This is a genomic window from Mesorhizobium sp. M0960 (genome assembly GCF_040319055.1).
In the GTDB taxonomy this organism is placed as follows: Bacteria; Pseudomonadota; Alphaproteobacteria; order Rhizobiales; family Rhizobiaceae; genus Mesorhizobium.
The window spans coordinates 195,036-212,080 of the sequence record NZ_JAMYNN010000007.1 but is presented as its reverse complement, the minus strand read 5'-3'; the positions used below and the strand labels follow the sequence as shown (position 1 = coordinate 212,080).

General features: G+C 61.3%; 18 protein-coding genes. 14 read left to right on the top strand and 4 right to left on the bottom strand.

Annotated features, from left to right (window positions below; genetic code table 11):
* Positions 1-139: 139 nt before the first annotated feature.
* The 7 genes from NKH63_RS16045 to NKH63_RS16015 all read left to right on the top strand — a co-directional run bounded on the left by NKH63_RS16045 (position 140) and on the right by NKH63_RS16015 (position 5,485).
* On the top strand, positions 140-1,174 hold the full coding sequence (locus tag NKH63_RS16045; protein WP_023717544.1) for a cysteine synthase A: 1,035 nt from the start codon (positions 140-142) through the stop codon (positions 1,172-1,174).
* The gene (locus tag NKH63_RS16040; protein WP_023717545.1) at positions 1,174-1,917 is read left to right on the top strand and encodes an alanyl-tRNA editing protein; all 744 of its coding nucleotides are present in this window, start codon (positions 1,174-1,176) and stop codon (positions 1,915-1,917) included. Before NKH63_RS16045 ends, NKH63_RS16040 begins: the two co-directional genes overlap by 1 nt.
* Positions 1,918-1,952: 35 nt before the next feature.
* The gene (gene sseA / locus NKH63_RS16035) at positions 1,953-2,810 is read left to right on the top strand and encodes a 3-mercaptopyruvate sulfurtransferase (RefSeq protein ID WP_023717546.1); all 858 of its coding nucleotides are present in this window, start codon (positions 1,953-1,955) and stop codon (positions 2,808-2,810) included.
* Positions 2,810-3,373, top strand: a complete 564-nt coding sequence (locus NKH63_RS16030) for a GNAT family N-acetyltransferase (protein ID WP_023717547.1) — start codon at positions 2,810-2,812, stop codon at positions 3,371-3,373. The genes sseA and NKH63_RS16030 overlap by 1 nt, the downstream gene beginning before the upstream one ends.
* Before the next feature lie 87 nt (positions 3,374-3,460).
* On the top strand, positions 3,461-4,018 hold the full coding sequence (locus NKH63_RS16025; protein WP_352482522.1) for an OmpA family protein: 558 nt from the start codon (positions 3,461-3,463) through the stop codon (positions 4,016-4,018).
* A gap of 116 nt (positions 4,019-4,134) precedes the next feature.
* A complete protein-coding gene (gene dapB / locus NKH63_RS16020; protein WP_352482523.1) occupies positions 4,135-4,941 on the top strand; it encodes a 4-hydroxy-tetrahydrodipicolinate reductase in 807 nt (268 codons plus the stop codon).
* 76 nt (positions 4,942-5,017) lie between these two features.
* On the top strand, positions 5,018-5,485 hold the full coding sequence (locus NKH63_RS16015; protein ID WP_352482525.1) for a DUF1203 domain-containing protein: 468 nt from the start codon (positions 5,018-5,020) through the stop codon (positions 5,483-5,485).
* A 218-nt stretch (positions 5,486-5,703) separates the two neighbouring features.
* Here NKH63_RS16015 and NKH63_RS16010 read toward each other — a convergent pair whose 3' ends face one another.
* Together NKH63_RS16010 and ald are read right to left on the bottom strand one after the other, a co-directional pair.
* Positions 5,704-7,005: an outer membrane protein gene (locus NKH63_RS16010; RefSeq protein ID WP_352482526.1), complete on the bottom strand. Its 1,302-nt coding sequence runs from the start codon at positions 7,003-7,005 to the stop codon at positions 5,704-5,706.
* A 199-nt stretch (positions 7,006-7,204) separates the two neighbouring features.
* Positions 7,205-8,320, bottom strand: coding sequence for an alanine dehydrogenase (gene ald, locus NKH63_RS16005; RefSeq protein WP_352482527.1), 1,116 nt, complete (start codon positions 8,318-8,320; stop codon positions 7,205-7,207).
* 158 nt (positions 8,321-8,478) lie between these two features.
* On the opposite strand from ald, the gene NKH63_RS16000 reads away from it, so the two are divergent.
* Complete coding sequence (locus tag NKH63_RS16000; protein ID WP_023675099.1) at positions 8,479-8,952, top strand: Lrp/AsnC family transcriptional regulator; 474 nt, start codon at positions 8,479-8,481, stop codon at positions 8,950-8,952.
* A 13-nt stretch (positions 8,953-8,965) separates the two neighbouring features.
* Here NKH63_RS16000 and NKH63_RS15995 read toward each other — a convergent pair whose 3' ends face one another.
* Positions 8,966-9,622 carry a 5-formyltetrahydrofolate cyclo-ligase gene (locus NKH63_RS15995; RefSeq protein WP_023717552.1) on the bottom strand — a complete coding sequence of 219 codons (657 nt, stop codon included), beginning with the start codon at positions 9,620-9,622 and terminating at the stop codon, positions 8,966-8,968.
* A 180-nt stretch (positions 9,623-9,802) separates the two neighbouring features.
* Here NKH63_RS15995 and NKH63_RS15990 point away from each other — a divergent pair, with 180 nt between their 5' ends.
* Both NKH63_RS15990 and NKH63_RS15985 read left to right on the top strand, forming a co-directional pair.
* Complete coding sequence (locus NKH63_RS15990) at positions 9,803-11,068, top strand: NAD(P)/FAD-dependent oxidoreductase (protein ID WP_352482528.1); 1,266 nt, start codon at positions 9,803-9,805, stop codon at positions 11,066-11,068.
* A gap of 130 nt (positions 11,069-11,198) precedes the next feature.
* Entirely contained in the window at positions 11,199-13,178 is a 1,980-nt protein-coding gene (locus NKH63_RS15985; protein WP_023717554.1) for a bifunctional 2',3'-cyclic-nucleotide 2'-phosphodiesterase/3'-nucleotidase, read from the top strand.
* An 87-nt stretch (positions 13,179-13,265) separates the two neighbouring features.
* Here NKH63_RS15985 and NKH63_RS15980 read toward each other — a convergent pair whose 3' ends face one another.
* Positions 13,266-14,255 carry a glycerophosphodiester phosphodiesterase family protein gene (locus NKH63_RS15980; RefSeq protein WP_352482530.1) on the bottom strand — a complete coding sequence of 330 codons (990 nt, stop codon included), beginning with the start codon at positions 14,253-14,255 and terminating at the stop codon, positions 13,266-13,268.
* 186 nt (positions 14,256-14,441) lie between these two features.
* On the opposite strand from NKH63_RS15980, the gene NKH63_RS15975 reads away from it, so the two are divergent.
* The 4 genes from NKH63_RS15975 (at position 14,442) to kdsA (ending at position 17,004) form a co-directional block, all read left to right on the top strand.
* Complete coding sequence (locus tag NKH63_RS15975; RefSeq protein WP_352482532.1) at positions 14,442-14,576, top strand: hypothetical protein; 135 nt, start codon at positions 14,442-14,444, stop codon at positions 14,574-14,576.
* Between the two features lie 102 nt (positions 14,577-14,678).
* Entirely contained in the window at positions 14,679-14,966 is a 288-nt protein-coding gene (locus NKH63_RS15970; protein ID WP_023717556.1) for a Dabb family protein, read from the top strand.
* Between the two features lie 305 nt (positions 14,967-15,271).
* Positions 15,272-16,156, top strand: a complete 885-nt coding sequence (locus NKH63_RS15965; protein ID WP_352482533.1) for a VOC family protein — start codon at positions 15,272-15,274, stop codon at positions 16,154-16,156.
* Positions 16,153-17,004: a 3-deoxy-8-phosphooctulonate synthase gene (gene kdsA / locus NKH63_RS15960; RefSeq protein WP_352482534.1), complete on the top strand. Its 852-nt coding sequence runs from the start codon at positions 16,153-16,155 to the stop codon at positions 17,002-17,004. The genes NKH63_RS15965 and kdsA overlap by 4 nt, the downstream gene beginning before the upstream one ends.
* Positions 17,005-17,045 lie beyond the last annotated feature (41 nt).

The following is a 17,045-nucleotide window of genomic DNA, read 5'->3' as shown; positions in this document are numbered from 1 at the left end:
TGGTTGAAATGAATGCCGGCCGGGCGCTCCTGGCTGCAGCAATTGCAGTGTGCGAAATGCGACTGGACCAGGCAAATTCTTGCCTTGAAACCGAAGCGTCGGGTTTCTAGGGTTTCGCCGCACCCACAAAGGAATCTCCATGCCCCGTTCTGTGATCGACGTGATCGGCAACACGCCCCTGATCCGCCTCAACAAGGCCTCGGAAGCAACCGGCTGCGAGATTCTGGGCAAGGCCGAATTCATGAATCCCGGGCAGTCGGTCAAGGACCGCGCCGGCCTGTTCATAATCCGCGATGCGGAACAGCGCGGGCTGCTGCGGCCCGGCGGCGTCATCGTCGAAGGGACGGCCGGAAATACCGGCATCGGATTGACACTGGTTGCCAAGGCGCTCGGCTACCGCACGGTGATCGTCATTCCCGATACCCAGAGCCAGGAGAAGAAGGATACGATCAAACTGCTCGGCGCCGAGCTGATCGAAGTGCCAGCCGTGCCCTACAAGAACCCGAACAACTACGTGAAGCTGTCGGGCCGGCTGGCCGAGCAAATGGCGAAGACCGAGCCGAACGGCGCGATCTGGGCCAACCAGTTCGACAATGTCGCCAACCGCGACGGCCATATCCGCACCACAGCCGAAGAAATCTGGAACCAGACCGGCGGCAAGGTGGATGGTTTCGTGTCGGCGGTCGGTTCCGGCGGCACGCTGGCAGGCGTTGGCTTCGGGCTGAAGGCCAAGAACAGCCAGGTCAAGATCGCACTGGCCGATCCGCTGGGGGCTGCGCTCTATTCCTTCTACACCAGCGGCGAGTTGAAATCCGAGGGCAGTTCGATCACCGAAGGCATCGGGCAGGGGCGGATCACCGCCAACCTCCAAGGCTTTACACCCGATTTTGCCTTCCAGATCCCCGATGAGGACGCACTGCCGATCGTATTCGACTTGATCCAGGAGGAGGGACTTTGCGTTGGCGGCTCGACCGGCATTAACATTGCCGGCGCCATTCGCCTGGCGCGCGAGCTAGGCCCCGGCCAAACCATCGTGACCATGCTTTGCGACTACGGCACGCGCTATCAGTCGAAGCTGTTCAATCCTGAATTCCTGCGCGAAAAGAAGCTGCCGGTGCCGGGCTGGATGGAGCAACGGAGCACGATTTCGGTGCCGTTCGAAAGGGTCGCGTGATGGCGCACAAGACCGAAGCGCTGTTTCGTGACGACGCCTATCTGGGGACGGCCGACGCCACCGTCGTCGCAGTCAACGATCGCGGCGGCATCATTCTGGACCGGACCGTGTTTTACGCCACATCGGGCGGGCAGCCGGGCGACACTGGCAGCCTCGAACGCGCCGACGGCACCGGCATTGCGATTGCCGCTACGATCACCGGCGAAACCAAGGACGAGATCATCCATGTGCCGGCGCCGGAGCAGGCGGTTCCACGGTTGGGCGAGCGGATGAGGCTCGCCATCGACTGGCCGCGGCGGCAGCTGCTGATGCGGATGCACTCGGCCTGCCATCTGCTTACCGTCGTCTGTCCGTTCCCGATCACCGGTGCCGCGGTTTCCGAGGACGACAGCCGTATCGATTTCGACATCCCGGATGCCGGCTTCACCAAGGAAGACGTGACGGCCAGGCTGATGGAACTGGTGCGGGCCGACCACCCGATCTTCACCCGGCTGATCTCCGACGAGGAGCTGGCATCCAATCCAAGCCTGGTGAAATCCAAGAATGTGCGGCCGCCGGCCGGCACGGGAAAGATCAGGCTGGTCTGCATCGGCGAGAATGCTTCGGTCGACAGCCAGCCTTGCGGCGGTACCCATGTGAGGAGCACCGGCGAAATCGGCGAGATCCATATCGGCAAGATCGAGAAGAAGGGCCGCGAGAACCGGCGCTTCCGCATTCGCTTTGGCCCGATGCCGCCAGCCTGATATAGGACTGGGACAGGCGGGACAGGAGAGAAAAGATGGCCGACGACAGTCCTTTCACCATCGATGCCGATTGGTTGCAGAAGCGGCTCGGCGAGCCTGGGCTGACGATCGTCGACGCGTCCTGGTATCTGCCGGCGCAAAAGCGCGACGCGCGCGCCGAGTATGACGCAGCGCATATTCCAGGCGCCCGCTTCCTCGACCAGGATGCGGTTTCGGACCCCGACGCGGCTCTGCCTCACACGCTGCCGTCGCCGCAGCATTTTGCCCAATATGTCGGCGCGATGGGCATTTCGGCCGACGACACGATTGTTGTCTATGACGGGCCAGGGTTCTTTTCTGCACCGCGCGCCTGGTGGTTGTTTCGCGTTATGGGCGTGTTCCAGGTCTATATACTCGACGGCGGTTTCGATCGTTGGAAAGCCGCCGGACGGCCGGTGACGGCGGAGCCGACGAAGATCGCGCCTTGCGTGTTTTATGCCAACTTCGATGCCGCCCGCGTCGCCAGCCTTGCCGACATGCGCCGGATCGTCGAGACGGGGGAGAGCCAGATCGCCGACGCACGCTCGCCTGGCCGTTTTGCCGGCACCGAGCCGGAGCCGCGCCCCGGCATCCGCTCCGGCCACATGCCGGGCGCGCACAACGTGCCGTTTTCGGCGCTTTCGGAAAACGGCGAATTGCTGCCCAAGGACAGGCTGCGCAAAGTGATCGAGGAGGCCGGCATCGATCTGTCGAAGCCGGTCGTCACCTCCTGCGGTTCGGGGGTCACCGCGGCAGCCATCACGCTGGCCCTGGAGACGCTTGGCCATGCCGAAAACAGGCTTTACGACGGGTCATGGACGGAATGGGGTGGGCTTTCCGACACGCCCGTCGTCACGGGCAAGGACCGACGGTGATGAAAAACGGAGCGCTGGAAGACATCGACGTCACCGTGACGTTTCTCGAAATGCATGTGCCGCCTGCCTATTCGCCGCCGCTGCCGTACAACCGCCAGATCGCGCTGCTCAAGACCAAAGACATTCCGCTGCATTTCTACCGCTATTTGATGGATCGGGTCGGCCGCAAATGGCACTGGGTCAACGTGCTGAGACTGAATGACGAGGAGCTTGCGGCGGGCATCCACCGCGAGGACCGCGACATCAGGGTGCTTTATCTCGACGGCGCGCCGGCCGGCTTCTTCGACCTCAAGCCGCATCTGCCGGAGGAAGTGGAACTCGCTTATTTCGGCATGATGGAGCACGCGACCGGGCAAGGCATTGGCCGCTGGTTCCTCGGTGCGGCAATCGCCGCAGCCTGGGCGCACGGACCCAAGCGGGTGACGGTGCAGACCTGCACCCTTGATCACCCAGCAGCCTTGCCGCTTTATCAAAAACTCGGCTTCACGCCGGTGGCGCAAAAAAAGGAGGTCGTACATCCGATGCCTTTTGCCGAGCGCGCGGCCAGCGTCATGCGGCCCTGATTTTCAGGCTCGTTCATCCAAGCTTCAGCTAGTCTTTGCCATCTTGTCGGCACCAACAATGCGGCCGAGGGCCGAAGGAGAAAAGACATGCTGACCCGACGCACATATGCCGCCGTGCTGGTTGCGGCACTCGCCATGCCGACCCTTGCCGTTGCCCAGGCGACCACGCCTTCGGCCGCCACGATCGAGCGCCAGCTTGAAGCCGCGCCCCGGGTGAAGCTGCGCCCGAATCAGCGCGTCACCATCCGCGAATTCAAGAAGCGGCCGGACTTGCGGCGCATGGCCCGCTCTATCGATATCCAGTCGATCAATTTCGCCTTCGGCTCGGCTGCCATTTCCGAATCGCAATACGCCAAGATCGAAAACATCGCCGATGCACTTCAGCGCATTCTGCGGCGCGATCCGGGTGCCCGCGTGCTGATCGAAGGCCATACCGATGCTGTGGGCTCCTTCCAGTCGAATCAGATTTTGTCCGAACAACGTGCCGCCTCGCTGAAGCGCACCTTGCTGCGTGAATTCGGTGTGCCGGGCTATGCGCTCGAAACCGTCGGCTACGGCGAGGAGTTCCTGCTCGTGCAGACGCAGAATGAGAACTGGCGAAATCGCCGGGTGACGCTGCGCCGCTTCGACGACTTCATCCGTTAAAATGATCTAGCCGTTCAGGGTCTGGATCAATATTCAAAGGCGAGCCCGACTTGAATGAGCCGGGCTCTTTCCATATCGCTGTCGTCTAAAAACCGATGGTGATGGAGGATCGCACGATGGCAATTCGCGTGGTAATGGCCGGCGCGACCGGTTGGGTCGGCAAGGCGCTGGTTCCGGCGATCGGGGCGCAAGGTGACATGGCGCTGGCCGGGGCTGTGTCACGTAGCGGCGCGGGACAGGATTCCGGCCTGCTGGTTGGCATGCCGGCTAATGGTATCTCCGTTTCGGCCTCGCTGGCCGAGGCGCTGGAGGCGCCGTCGGACGTACTGGTCGACTTCACCAAGCCACATGTCGTGAAAGACCATGTGCTGCTCGCCATCGACAAGGGACGGCACGCTGTGATCGGCACATCGGGACTGGGTGCTGCCGACTGTGCCGACATCGACGCCGCGGCGCGCGCCCACGGCGTCGGCGTCGTTGCCGCCGGCAACTTTTCCATCACCGCTACGCTGATGAAGCGGTTTGCACTTATGGCGGCAAAATACGTGCCGGATGTCGAGGTCATCGATTATGCCAGTGCAAAGAAGCCCGACGCGCCCTCCGGTACCGCGCGGGAACTTGCTGAAGCGCTGGCCGACATCCGCAAGGCTTCGACGGCAAAGCCGGTCTCCGAGGTCTCCGGCGTGCCGGCTACACGCGGTGCTGCGGTCGGCGCGGGCGAGGGGGTGCAAGTGCACGCGCTTCGCCTGCCGTCCTACATCCTATCCTGCGAGGCGTTGTTCGGCCTGCCAGACGAGCGGCTGACCATCCGCCACGATGCCGGCTCGTCCGCGGCGCCTTACGTGGCGGGCACGCTGCTCGCCATCAGGCGGGTACAGCAGATCAAAGGCCTGGTGCGTGGTCTCGACGCGTTGATGGACTGATCCATTTGGCAGGAATCGGGTGGGAAGCTCTGTCTTGCGAGCATAATTTCCGGTCAACGACACCGGAGATTTAGCCATGACGCTAAAATTCAAAGCCTTGCCAACCGATGCGGTTCGCGCGCTTCAGCGCGGCGGACCTGATGCTTATGACCTGAAGCCAGAGCGGCAGATTTCGGACGGCGACGGCGTGCCTTGCCGCCACTGCCTGAAGAATGTTGCTGTGGGAGAAGCCTATCTTGTTCTGGCCTATCGGCCTTTTCCTGAGCTGCAGCCTTATGCCGAAACCGGGCCGATCTTTCTGCATGCGGAAGAATGCGAACGCGCCGCCGAGGGGGAAACGCTTCCCGATATACTCGAAAGCAGCGATTACATCGTGCGCGGCTACGGCAAGGACGACCGCATCGTCTATGGCAGCGGCGGCGTCATTCCGACCGATGCCATCGCGGCACGGGCGGAGACGTTGTTCGAGCGCGACGACATTGCTTACGTCCACATCCGCTCTGCACGCAACAATTGCTATCAGTGTCGGATCGACCGCGTGTAATCGGATCGGCTGCACCGGCTTGAGGCTGTCGTACTCCCGTCGCATACCTGCGGTAGAAAGCGACTGTCGATCGATTTGCCGACCGCGGATGAACCGGCGGGAATTCTCGACAACCGAGGAAGCGGGGCTTTGGCTCCGCTTTTTTGTGCCTGCATCGTCCGCAAAGAAAAAACCCGCCGGGATTAACCGGCGGGCTCGAACGATTTGCCTGGAGGGCCTTAGTTGAATTTATACTTCGCACCGATGCGGACGGTATGGAAAGAAGGAGTGGTGGTGAGGACATCGCCCGGCCCTCCAAACTCCTCCAGAATATCCTTCTCGGCAAACTGCGAATAGCGATATTCGAGACCGACAGTTACGTTGTTGGTCACGGCCGCTTCCAAACCACCACCGACCGAGAAGCCGCTAGAGCCCCAATCGATGATGTCGCCGATGGGTGAAGATGCGTTCAGATCGAAATGCTGCCAGCTGTAGCCGCCAAGCACATAGGCGAGGGTCGATTCGTTGACTTTCAAACCGACCCGGCCCAGCACATCGAAGCCATAGTCTGTGTCCAGATTGATGGATCCGCCGGGCACTTCCAGCTCCGTAGTCATGCCGGAGTAGCGAGCATCCACCATGACTCCCGCAACCCAGCTGCCGAAATCATGGTCGTAGCCCGCGTTCAATTCGCCAAATACGCCTTCGCCGCCGATACCGTTGAATTCCAGGTCGCCAAGCGGCGGCACATTGATCTGATGCACCGACGCACCCGCGCCGCCCGCACCACCGATATAGAAGCCGGTCCAGTTGTAGGCAGGCGCTTCAAAAGACGCAACGCCGCCATTCTGGGCGCCAAAGCGATAGTTGGCGGCAACCTGGAACGTATGCCGCGATGTGTCGAGGTTGAGTGCGCCATCTGGTGCGCCGAACTCGGAGAGGAGATCATCGTTGGTGCTGAATTGGGTATAACGATATTCGGTTTTGATGGTCCAGTTGCTGTTAATGGCCGTCTCAACGCCGGCTCCGACGAAATAGCCGTTCTGGTCCCAGTCGAAATCAAAGCCTGCGTTCGTGTCGAATTTGTATTTCTGCCAGGAATAGCCACCAAGCACGTAACCCAAAGTGTTTGGCGTGAAGAGGTAGCCTGCCCGCAAGCCAGCGTCGAAACCATAGGTTTCTTTGACCGACGCATCGAATCCAGCAACGTCGAGCGAGGTTTCGATGTTGCCGGCATGAGCGTCTAGAAGTCCTCCGATCAGGAAGCGCGGCGCCACCATATAGTCGTACCCAACGGTGAGTTCACCGTACACGCCTTCGCCACCAATGCCGTTGAACGACACCCCAGGAATGAAATCGCTGCTCAACTCGTGGACGTTCGCCCCGGCGCCAACGCCAAAGCCGACGTAGAGTCCACTCCAGTTAAAACCCGCCGTCTCAACCACCGGTTCGACCACGTCGGCGGCGTGAGCAACCGACCCAAGCGCCAGAATGGAAACTGCGCCAAGAAGAAGAGATTTAGCGGATTTTCTGCTGATCATTTGCCCTACCCCTAATAAACCCAGCATCTTCTTAGCATCGGGTCATTAGGGCGGCTGTAACAAAAAAGCCACAGAAAGAGCACATTGCATCAAACGGGCACCAGATGCGGGAAAAATCCGCTGTAGACCGTGAAAATTGCCTGTGAACAAGCAAGCCGCCGACGGCATCGGCGACTCATCCGGAAAAAACGGTTGGAAATCAGGCCGCGAGAACGGCCTTTGATTCGACCAGCTCGTAACCGAGTGCTTCGGCCACTGCGCGATTCGTGATCTTGCCCTTGTGGACGTTCAGCCCGTTGCGCAGATGGTGGTCGTCTACCAGCGCCTTGAGGCCCTTGTCGGCGAGTTGCAGGCCATAGTGCAGCGTCGCATTGTTGAGCGCGTGGGCCGATGTGACCGGCACCGCACCCGGCATGTTGGCGACGCAATAGTGGATGACGCCGTCGACCTCATAGGTCGGCTCGGCATGGGTGGTGGCGTGCGAGGTCTCGAAGCAGCCGCCCTGGTCGATGGCGACGTCGACCAGCACGGCGCCTTTCTTCATGCCCGAGAGCATTTCGCGCGTCACCAGCTTGGGCGCGGCTGCCCCCGGGATCAGCACGGCGCCGACGACGATGTCAGCCGAAAAACATTCTTCCTCCAGCGCCTCGACGGTCGAGTAGCGGGTGTGGACGCGGCCTCCAAAGATATCGTCGAGCTGACGCAGGCGCGGGATCGAGCGATCGATGATGGTGACGTCGGCGCCAAGCCCGGCAGCCATCCGTGCAGCATGCAGGCCGACGACGCCGCCACCGAGCACAGTGACCTTGCCGGGCAGCACGCCGGGCACGCCGCCAAGCAGCACACCGCGGCCGCCATTGGCCTTTTGCAGCGCCGTGGCCCCCGCCTGGATCGACAGGCGGCCGGCAACTTCCGACATCGGTGCCAAGAGCGGCAGGCCGCCGCGCTCGTCGGTGACGGTCTCGTAAGCTATTGCGGTGACGCCGGAGGCCAGCAGGCCCTTGGTCTGCTCCGGATCCGGGGCGAGATGCAGATAGGTGTAGAGGATCTGGCCGTCGCGGAGCTGAACCCATTCGTTGGGCTGCGGCTCCTTGACCTTCACGATCATGTCCGACTTGGCAAACACGTCGGCGGCCGTCTTGGCGATCGTGGCGCCGGCGGCGCGGTACGCGTTGTCGTCGGCTCCGATGCCGGCGCCGGCGCCGGTCTCGATCAGCACTTCATGGCCATGCGCGACATATTCGCGGACCGAGCCCGGTGTCAGGCCGATGCGGTATTCATGGTTCTTGATTTCCCGGGGGCAACCGACGCGCATCTTTTTTCTCCTGATCCGGCCCTTTTAGGGCCTGTTCCCTGTCTAGAGATAGTGAACCACGAATCGTTCGGTAAGTGTTTGCGAATGCGCTTGCCTAAGAGACTACTGTTCGATAATCGTTGCGCGAAACAGTAGAATTATCGCAGGAACCCGCAAAAATGCCGCTCGACAGGATTGATATCGCCATTCTCGAGACATTGCAGAAGGATGGGCGGATACCCAATGCAGCGCTCGCCGAAAAGGTCGGCCTGTCGCAGTCGGCCTGTTCGCGGCGGCTGGACAATCTGGAGAAATCCGGAACCATCCGCGGCTATCACGCCCGGCTGTCCAACGCTGCACTTGGGCACCAGATGACGGCGATCGTGCATATATCGCTGTCCGGGCAATTCGAGAAGACGTTGTCGGATTTCGAAGCAGCGATAAAGCGCTGCCCGAACGTCCTGTCCTGCCATCTGATGTCGGGCGAGTATGATTACATCCTGCGCATCGCGGCGAAGGATCTCGTCGACTACGAACGCATCCACAAGGAGTGGCTTTCGGCAATGCCGCATGTGACGAAGATCAATTCGTCCTTTGCCTTGCGCGAAATCGTCGATCGCACGGCCGTTGGAATGAAGCCTGAGCTAGCCTAGGCCCCAAACTCGCCTAAACGTTGAATGACTCGGTCACCACACGGTCCATCGGAATATCGTGCGGCTGCGGGTAGATGGTCACGATGCGCTGCAACTCGTAGCCGACGCCGACGACCAGCGGCTTGAACGGCATCGCGGCAAGCGTGCGATCGAAGAAGCCGCCGCCATAGCCCAGGCGAAAATGTCCGGGATCGATGCCGACGATCGGCGAAATGACGATGTCGGGCAGTACCGGATCGCCCTCGGCCGGTATCGGGATATTCCAGACGCCCTTCTCCAGCCGGTCTCCGTGGGTATAGGCGCGAAAGATAAGCGGCCGGTCTTTCTCCACGACAACGGGCAGCGCCGTGCGGCCACCTCGCGCGTTAACGGTTTCCATCCACGGGCGCAGGTCCGGCTCGCCGCGAAACGGCCAGTAGAGGCTGACCATGCGCCCGGCGATGTCGCCGATCACCGCATCGAGACCATCGGCAATGCGCTGCGACATGGCTGTGCGCATGTCGGCGGAAACGGCAAGGCGGGATGCGATCAACCGCTCGCGCTCGGCCCTGCGCCAGCGCCTGACATCGGTCCATTCGGACAGCGGCGCTTGGAACTCCGGATCGAGCTCGTGCATAAAACAAGGCGGCGAGGCGTACTGCCCCGAGCCTTCATCTTCATCCTTAGCCATGATTCACCTGCAATATACTGTTCCGACCAAGTCCTATCCGGGACGTAGGCTATATCCGGGAATGAGTCTGCAGCATGCGTATTCACGACATCAAGCGACGAGTCCCAGGCAGGTGCAGCGCAGGCATTGCTGCACTGCACAAGGATACTTACATCAGCCTTGGCGAGAGGGATGAGTGAGATGAACACAGCCAACCATCACGTCGTCGTCGTAGGCGCCGGATTCGGCGGCCTCGAATTCACCCGCGCACTTACCGGCGCGCCGGTGCGCATCACCATGATCGATAGGCGCAATCATCACCTCTTTCAGCCGCTACTCTACCAAGTGGCGACGACGGCGCTGGCAACCTCCGAAGTCGCCTGGCCGATCCGCCATCTCCTGCGCAAACGCAAGGACGTGACGACGCTGCTTGCGACCGTGACTGGCATCGACCGCACCGGCAAGCGCGTGCTGCTGCATGATGGCGGAGCGGTCGCCTACGACACGCTGCTGCTGGCCACCGGTGCGCGGCACGCCTATTTCGGCCATGACGAATGGGAGCCGTTCGCGCCGGGCCTGAAGACGCTGGAGGACGCCACCACCATCCGACGGCGTATTCTTTTGGCTTTCGAGCAGGCCGAGCGGGAAACCGATCCCGCCAAGCGCCAGGCACTGCTGACGCTGGCGATCGTCGGCGGCGGGCCGACCGGCGTGGAATTGGCCGGCACGATTGCCGAACTGGCGCATGACACGCTGCGCGGCGAGTTCCGCAACATCGACACGCGCGAGACGCGTGTGGTGCTGATTGAGGCCGGCGACCGCGTTCTTGCCAATTTCGCGCCGGAGCTCTCCGTTTATGCAATGAAGGCGCTCGAACGACTCGGCGTGACCGTCGAACTCGGCCGGGCGGTTACACGCTGCGATGCTGAGGGTGTCGTCTTCGGCGACAGGCATTTGCCGGCCAGGACAATTCTTTGGGCGGCGGGCGTCGCCGCTTCGCCGGCCGCCGAATGGCTCGGCACGGCAGCGGACCGCGCGGGCAGGGTGCTTGTCGAGCCCGACCTCACTGTGCCGGGAAACCCGGAGATTTTCGTCATCGGTGACGCAGCACACGTCCTGCGGCCGGATGGCCGGCTGGTGCCGGGCGTCGCGCCCGCCGCCAAGCAGCAGGGACGGCACGTCGCCGCGACGATCAAGGCCAGGCTCGCCGGCGAAACAACGGTACGTCCGTTCCGCTACAGGCATGACGGCGATTTGGCGACGATCGGCAAGCGCGCCGCGGCCATCGATTTCGGCTGGATCAAGCTCACCGGCCGGCTTGCCTGGTGGCTATGGGGCTTGGCGCATATCTACTTCCTGATCGGCTTCCGTAACCGGCTTGCGGTTTCCCTGAGCTGGCTATGGATCTACTTCACCGGTCAGCGCAGCGCGCGATTGATCACCCAGGGCGACGACGACAAGGGCTGATTGTTCGCTGCCGGACATTCATCAGCGCGTCACCTCCTCTTGATGGAATCGACTTCTGGACTCGGCTGGATTTCGGCGCGAAGCTTTGCTTCGGGCAGGACTTGTCACGTCGTGGAAGAAAGAGAAACGAATGTCCCAATTGCGCCACCTCGTCTCACGCCGCGATTTCCTCGCCGGCGTCGCCACCGGTGGAGCGCTGATCATGCTGCACCCGTTCTCCGCCCGGGCTCAAGCCAATCAGTCGCATCTGAGGATTATGGAGACGACCGACATCCACGTGAACGTGCTGCCTTACGATTACTACGCCGACAAAGCTAACGACACGATGGGGCTGTCGCGAACGGCATCATTGATTGAAGCCGTGCGCAAGGAAGCAACCAACGCGATGCTGATCGACAATGGCGACCTTTTGCAAGGCAACCCGATGGGCGACTACATCGCCTACGAGAGGGGCATGAAGGACGGCGATCTGCATCCGGTGATGAAGGGCATGAACCTGCTCGGCTACGAATGCTCGACGCTCGGCAACCACGAGTTCAACTACGGCCTGTCGTTCATGGACAAGGTGCTGGCCGGTGCCAATTTCCCGTTTGTCTGCGCGAATTTGATCCGCGGCACGGAGCTTGCCGCGAACCCGCGCGACGACAAGCTTTATCTCAAACCTTTCGTCATCCTCGACAGGAAGATCAAAGACGGGTCGGGCGCCGAGCAGCCGATCAGGATCGGCATCATCGGCTTCGTGCCGCCGCAGATCATGGTCTGGGATCTGAAAAATCTCGAGGGCAGCGTCAAGACGCGCGACATCGTCGAGGCGGCCAAGGCGTGGGTGCCGCAGATGAAGGAAGAAGGCGCCGACATCATCATTGCGCTCTCCCATTCTGGCATCGACGTGAAGCAAGGCGACATGATGGAGAATGCCTCCTTCTTCGTTGCCGGCGTCGAAGGTATCGATGCTGTGTTCACCGGCCACCAGCATCTGGTCTTCCCTGGCAAGAAGGACTTTCAGTCGCTGGAAGCCGTCGATACGGCGAAAGGCACGTTGCAAGGTAAGCCCGCCGTCATGGCCGGCTTCTGGGGCTCGCATATGGGGCTGATCGATCTGTTGCTGGAGCGCGACGGATCGACATGGAAAATCGTCTCGGCGACCTCTGAGGCCAGGCCTATCTTTGAGCGGGTCGACAAGACGAACAAGCCGATCGTCGCTGACTACCAGCGCATCGTCGACGCGCTCAAACAGGACCACGAGGCGACGCTTGCCTATGTGCGTCGGCCGGTCGGCAAAACCTCGGCGCCGCTCTATTCCTATTTTGCGCTGGTCGCCGACGATCCATCGGTGCAGATCGTGAGCCAGGCGCAGACCTGGTACTTGAAGGACATCCTGAAGAACACCGAATGGAAGGATATGCCGCTGCTGTCGGCGGCGGCACCATTCAAGGCGGGCGGGCGCAACGGCGCCGACTATTACACCGACGTGCCGGTAGGCGATATCGCCATAAAGAACGTCGCCGACCTCTATCTCTATCCAAACACGGTGCGCGCCGTCGAAATCACGGGGGCAGAGGTGAAGGAATGGCTGGAAATGTCGGCCGGCATCTTCAACCGGATCGAGCCGGGCAAAGCTGACCAGGCGCTCATCAACACCGACTTCCCGTCTTATAATTTCGACGTGATCGACGGCGTCACCTACCGGATCGACCTGTCGCAGCCACTGAAATATGATTCGAAGGGCGGGCTGGTGAACGCCGGCTCGAACCGCATCATTGACTTGATGTTCGACGGCAAACCAATTGATCCCATGCGGAAATTCGTCGTCGCAACCAACAACTACCGGGCCGGCGGCGGCGGCAATTTCCCGGAGATCAATGCCTCGAAGATCATCTACGAAGCGCCCGACACCAACCGCGACGTGATCGTGCGCTATATCGTCAGCAAAGGCACCATCAACCCGTCGGCGGATGCCAACTGGTCGTTTGCGCCGCTGCCGGAAACCAGCGTCGTGTTCGAGACCGGCGCCAAGGCGAGAGAATTTATTGCGCAAGTGAAGTCGCTGAAGATCGAGCCGGCGGGCGAGGGCGAAGCGGGGTTTTCCAAATACCGCATCACTCTTTGAGGCGAGGATTTGAGCGTCGGCTCGAAACTGTCTCAGCGTTAAGATACTGTCCCGATACGGCCGATCCGTTTGAGGCAGGCAGCTTCTTCAGGCAGGTGGTGCGAAACGCCGCTTGACGGCAGGCATGACCAGATCCAGCGCATCCGTCGAAATCCCACCGGAATAATCGTCCGGCAGTTGGTCGATCGAGGCGGGGTCGTCGAGGCCTTGTGAAAAGCCGCCGCCGGAATAGGGACCGAGCAGGTAGACGCGGCTGCCGACGCTGTCCATACGGTCGAGAAAACGGGCGGGCCAGCCCCACATCCACTTTGCGACATTGACGGGGATGAGCAAGGTGCCCTGGCGGCAGGCATCCGGAACGTAGCCACTCCAGCCGAGCGCAGCATAGCGAAGAATGCAGCGCGTCAGGGATGCGCGGCTCAGCGTATGCATGTCCGGCAACGCTGCCTTCACTGCTTCTATAGGCCTGTCGCCGCCATAGACCGTCAGATTGGCGCGCTCGGCCGGCGTCAATATGGCGAGCCAGGCGGCCAGCATCTCGCCTTCCTTGGGATCGTTGCTTTTGATGTTGATATTGAAACGCCGGTTCGGGAAGCGCTGCAAGACTTCATCCAGCGACGGCATGATGCCGACACCCTTGCCGCGAAACGGAAAGGTCTTGCCGCCATCGGCAGTGTAGCCATAACCGATATCGAGCGTCTTCAATTCGGACATCGCATGGCGGCGCGTTTCTCCCTTGCCGTTGGTACGACAATCCAGCGTCCAGTCGTGGAAGACGGCGAACGTGCCGTCCGTAGTGGGATGGACATCGAGTTCGAGCGCGTCCGCACCGAGCGCGAAGGCGGCTTCCATCGAGGGAATCGTGTTTTCGAGGAAGGAATGGCGCGGCGTCAGCATGCGATCGGCCGTGCATGTTTCCGATCCGAGGTTCGTACGGTCGAAATCCTGAGCCAGGCCGCGATGGGCAAGCACCGAAGGGGTGCCGGCCGGCCGGCTCGACAGCAGCGAGGTGTTGTTGAGCCAGATGCCGCCTGCAGCGACAAGAATTGCAACGAGGGAGATCGTCCGTTTGCGCATGGTATGATTCCTGAAGCGGTCGTCGAAGCCGAGCGGGGTTATCTTTCCAAGCCGCCGGCAGCGGTATCGCCAGTTTGGCCAGCAAGCATTGCGGCAGACAGACCAAAGGCCGTTAAAATTCGGGAAGGGTCCCAGCAGGGCCGGAATCACTATGGTTGCAACCACCCATATGCGCTAGTTTTAGCCATGCGTTATGTCATCGTCATCACGGCCGTCACCTTTTTCCTGATCTGGGACGGCATTTACAACCAAGGCCGCTACCTCGACAGGACCATCAGGGAGGTGACGCGCGTCGTGCACTATGTAACCAGTATGGTGTAGTTTCTCTTCTTCGCCACGGTTCGCCGACGCGACATCCTGCCGATTGACGGCACGCTCCCGCTGACACAAAAGAACGCCGGTCCAACGGTCGAGGAGGCTGGGTTGATCCGGCATATCGTTTTCTTCAGCGCGCGGCGTAAAGTGGACGTCGAGGCAGTGCGTACGGGTCTGCTGGCGCTTGGCAAGATACCTCACTCGCGCCGTTTCGAGGTGACGCTCAACACCAAGGTCGATCCGCTCTCGGACGAAATCGATGTGGTCGTCTACGCCGAGTTCGAAGACGAGGCAGCGCTCGCCGCCTACAAGGCGCATCCGCTCTATGCAGAGACCACCAGCCGGGTAAAACCGCTGCGCGAATTGCGTTATTCGGCCGATATCGTCGCAAGTTGACCGCCCCCAAGGCAGATTTCACGTCGCGGAGCGGGGCCGCGCCGCAGCCCGATTCATTCCGTCTGAGCCGCGGAGGTCTCGGTCGGATCGACGCCCGGCCGCTTTGGCGCGTTCCAGATCAGCACGGCGATAACTGCTATCGCAATAACGGCCAGGGCAATGAAAAGGTCTCTTCCCCTGGCAATGAGCTAGGATGATTTTTGACGGCGGCAAGTCGGCTCCTCGCGGCCGGGCACTGCGATCGCCGCCGAGGTGCCGGCTAAGCCCTTGAACCATTTTCAGGAATGAGGCACACCGCGCGGGACATGACCGAGAACACCCCCGCAAGCCCTCATCCGCTCGATCACCTGGTGTTGCCGACCGCGAGCCTCGATGTTGCGCGGGCGCGCTTGACCTTGCTCGGCTTTACCGTTGCGCCGACGGGTATCCATCCCTTCGGAACGGAAAACTGTTGTGTCTTCCTCACCGACGGTACCTATCTCGAGCCGCTCGCGGTCGCCGACCGACAGGCCGTGGCAACGGCGATCGCGAACCGCAATGTCTTTGTCGCGCGGGATCACACCTATCGCGAAAGAAACGGTGATGAAGGATTTTCTGCCGTGGTGCTGGGCACCGAAAGCGCCGTCGCGGACCACGCGCGCTTCATCGAAGCCGGACTGTCGGCGGGAGACATGCTCAGCTTTTCGCGCGCCTTCGCTGATGCGACAGGAAAGAGCGACACCGCATCATTCAAGCTTGCCTTCGCGGCTCTAGGCAAGGCAACGGACGCTTTTCTCTTCGCCTGCGAACGGATCAATGCGCCGAAGGTCGACCGCACCGCTTTGCAGGCCCACGCTAATGGCGCAACCGGCATTGTCGAAGTCGTGGCAGTCAGCCGCGAACCTTCCGAACAAGGCCATGTGATTTCGATCGCAGCCGGGATGGAGGCGCAGAGCGGCACTGTCTATAAGCGGCCGAATGCCGCTGTGACCGTTCTGGATCCTGCAGCCTTTGCGGCACGCTTCGGCATTCCCGCCGGCGCGCCGTCTGAACTCCGCTTTGCTGGGATCGTCTTTTCGATTAGGCACTGCGACACCGTCGCAAAGCTGCTTGCAGCCAATTCCGTCAAACACGACATACGCGGCGGTGATATCATCGTGCCGCCGGCGCCAGGGCAGGGCGCGGCCTTCATTTTCCGGGAGATCGCATGAACAAGCTCAATCCTCTGATGCCAAATTCTCCCGTTGCGATCGGAAAGGTCATTTTCGGCAACAGCGCGCCCCTATCGCTGATCGCCGGTCCATGCCAGCTGGAATCGCGGCAGCACGCTTTCGACATGGCCGGTGCGCTGAAGGAATTGACCGAACGGCTCGGCATCGGGCTCGTCTACAAGACCAGCTACGACAAGGCCAATCGCACCTCGCTTGGCGGCACGCGCGGTGCGGGACTTGAAGCGGCAATGCCGATCTTCGACGATTTGCGCAAGAATTTTTCGCTGCCGATCCTGACCGACGTCCACACTGAGGAACAATGCGCGATCGTCGCGCCGCATGTCGACATTCTGCAGATTCCTGCCTTCCTCAGCCGGCAGACCGATTTGCTGATTGCTGCGGCAAGAACCGGCAAGGTGGTCAATGTAAAGAAGGGCCAATTCCTCGCGCCATGGGACATGAAGAACGTCGTCGCCAAGATCACCGGCTCCGGCAACGCCAATGTCTTGGTGACCGAGCGCGGCGCATCCTTTGGTTACAACACCTTGGTGTCCGACATGAGGGCGCTGCCGATCATGGCCGAGATCGGCGCGCCGGTCATTTTCGATGCCACTCATTCGGTGCAGCAGCCGGGCGGGCAGGGCGGTTCGTCTGGGGGCGACCGGCGCTTTGTCGAGACGCTGGCGCGCGCGGCTGTCGCGGTTGGCGTCGCCGGCGTCTTCATCGAGACGCACCAGGACCCCGACAACGCGCCTTCCGACGGCCCCAACATGGTGCCGCTAAAGGATCTTCCCGCATTGCTTGAACGGCTGATGGCGTTCGATCGCATCGCCAAGAGCGTGGGTTGAACCAGCAGTTGCGCCACAGCAGCGTCGCCAAGAAAACTTTG

Bases quoted from the DNA above. Each gene is read 5' to 3' on its own strand.
- NKH63_RS16045 (WP_023717544.1), top strand. From the start codon at position 140: ATGCCCCGTTCTGTGATCGACGTGATCGGCAACACGCCCCTGATCCGC.
- NKH63_RS16040 (WP_023717545.1), top strand. From the start codon at position 1,174: ATGGCGCACAAGACCGAAGCGCTGTTTCGTGACGACGCCTATCTGGGG.
- sseA (WP_023717546.1), top strand. From the start codon at position 1,953: ATGGCCGACGACAGTCCTTTCACCATCGATGCCGATTGGTTGCAGAAG.
- NKH63_RS16030 (WP_023717547.1), top strand. From the start codon at position 2,810: ATGAAAAACGGAGCGCTGGAAGACATCGACGTCACCGTGACGTTTCTC.
- NKH63_RS16025 (WP_352482522.1), top strand. From the start codon at position 3,461: ATGCTGACCCGACGCACATATGCCGCCGTGCTGGTTGCGGCACTCGCC.
- dapB (WP_352482523.1), top strand. From the start codon at position 4,135: ATGGCAATTCGCGTGGTAATGGCCGGCGCGACCGGTTGGGTCGGCAAG.
- NKH63_RS16015 (WP_352482525.1), top strand. From the start codon at position 5,018: ATGACGCTAAAATTCAAAGCCTTGCCAACCGATGCGGTTCGCGCGCTT.
- NKH63_RS16010 (WP_352482526.1), bottom strand. From the start codon at position 7,005: ATGATCAGCAGAAAATCCGCTAAATCTCTTCTTCTTGGCGCAGTTTCC.
- ald (WP_352482527.1), bottom strand. From the start codon at position 8,320: ATGCGCGTCGGTTGCCCCCGGGAAATCAAGAACCATGAATACCGCATC.
- NKH63_RS16000 (WP_023675099.1), top strand. From the start codon at position 8,479: ATGCCGCTCGACAGGATTGATATCGCCATTCTCGAGACATTGCAGAAG.
- NKH63_RS15995 (WP_023717552.1), bottom strand. From the start codon at position 9,622: ATGGCTAAGGATGAAGATGAAGGCTCGGGGCAGTACGCCTCGCCGCCT.
- NKH63_RS15990 (WP_352482528.1), top strand. From the start codon at position 9,803: ATGAACACAGCCAACCATCACGTCGTCGTCGTAGGCGCCGGATTCGGC.
- NKH63_RS15985 (WP_023717554.1), top strand. From the start codon at position 11,199: ATGTCCCAATTGCGCCACCTCGTCTCACGCCGCGATTTCCTCGCCGGC.
- NKH63_RS15980 (WP_352482530.1), bottom strand. From the start codon at position 14,255: ATGCGCAAACGGACGATCTCCCTCGTTGCAATTCTTGTCGCTGCAGGC.
- NKH63_RS15975 (WP_352482532.1), top strand. From the start codon at position 14,442: ATGCGTTATGTCATCGTCATCACGGCCGTCACCTTTTTCCTGATCTGG.
- NKH63_RS15965 (WP_352482533.1), top strand. From the start codon at position 15,272: ATGACCGAGAACACCCCCGCAAGCCCTCATCCGCTCGATCACCTGGTG.
- kdsA (WP_352482534.1), top strand. From the start codon at position 16,153: ATGAACAAGCTCAATCCTCTGATGCCAAATTCTCCCGTTGCGATCGGA.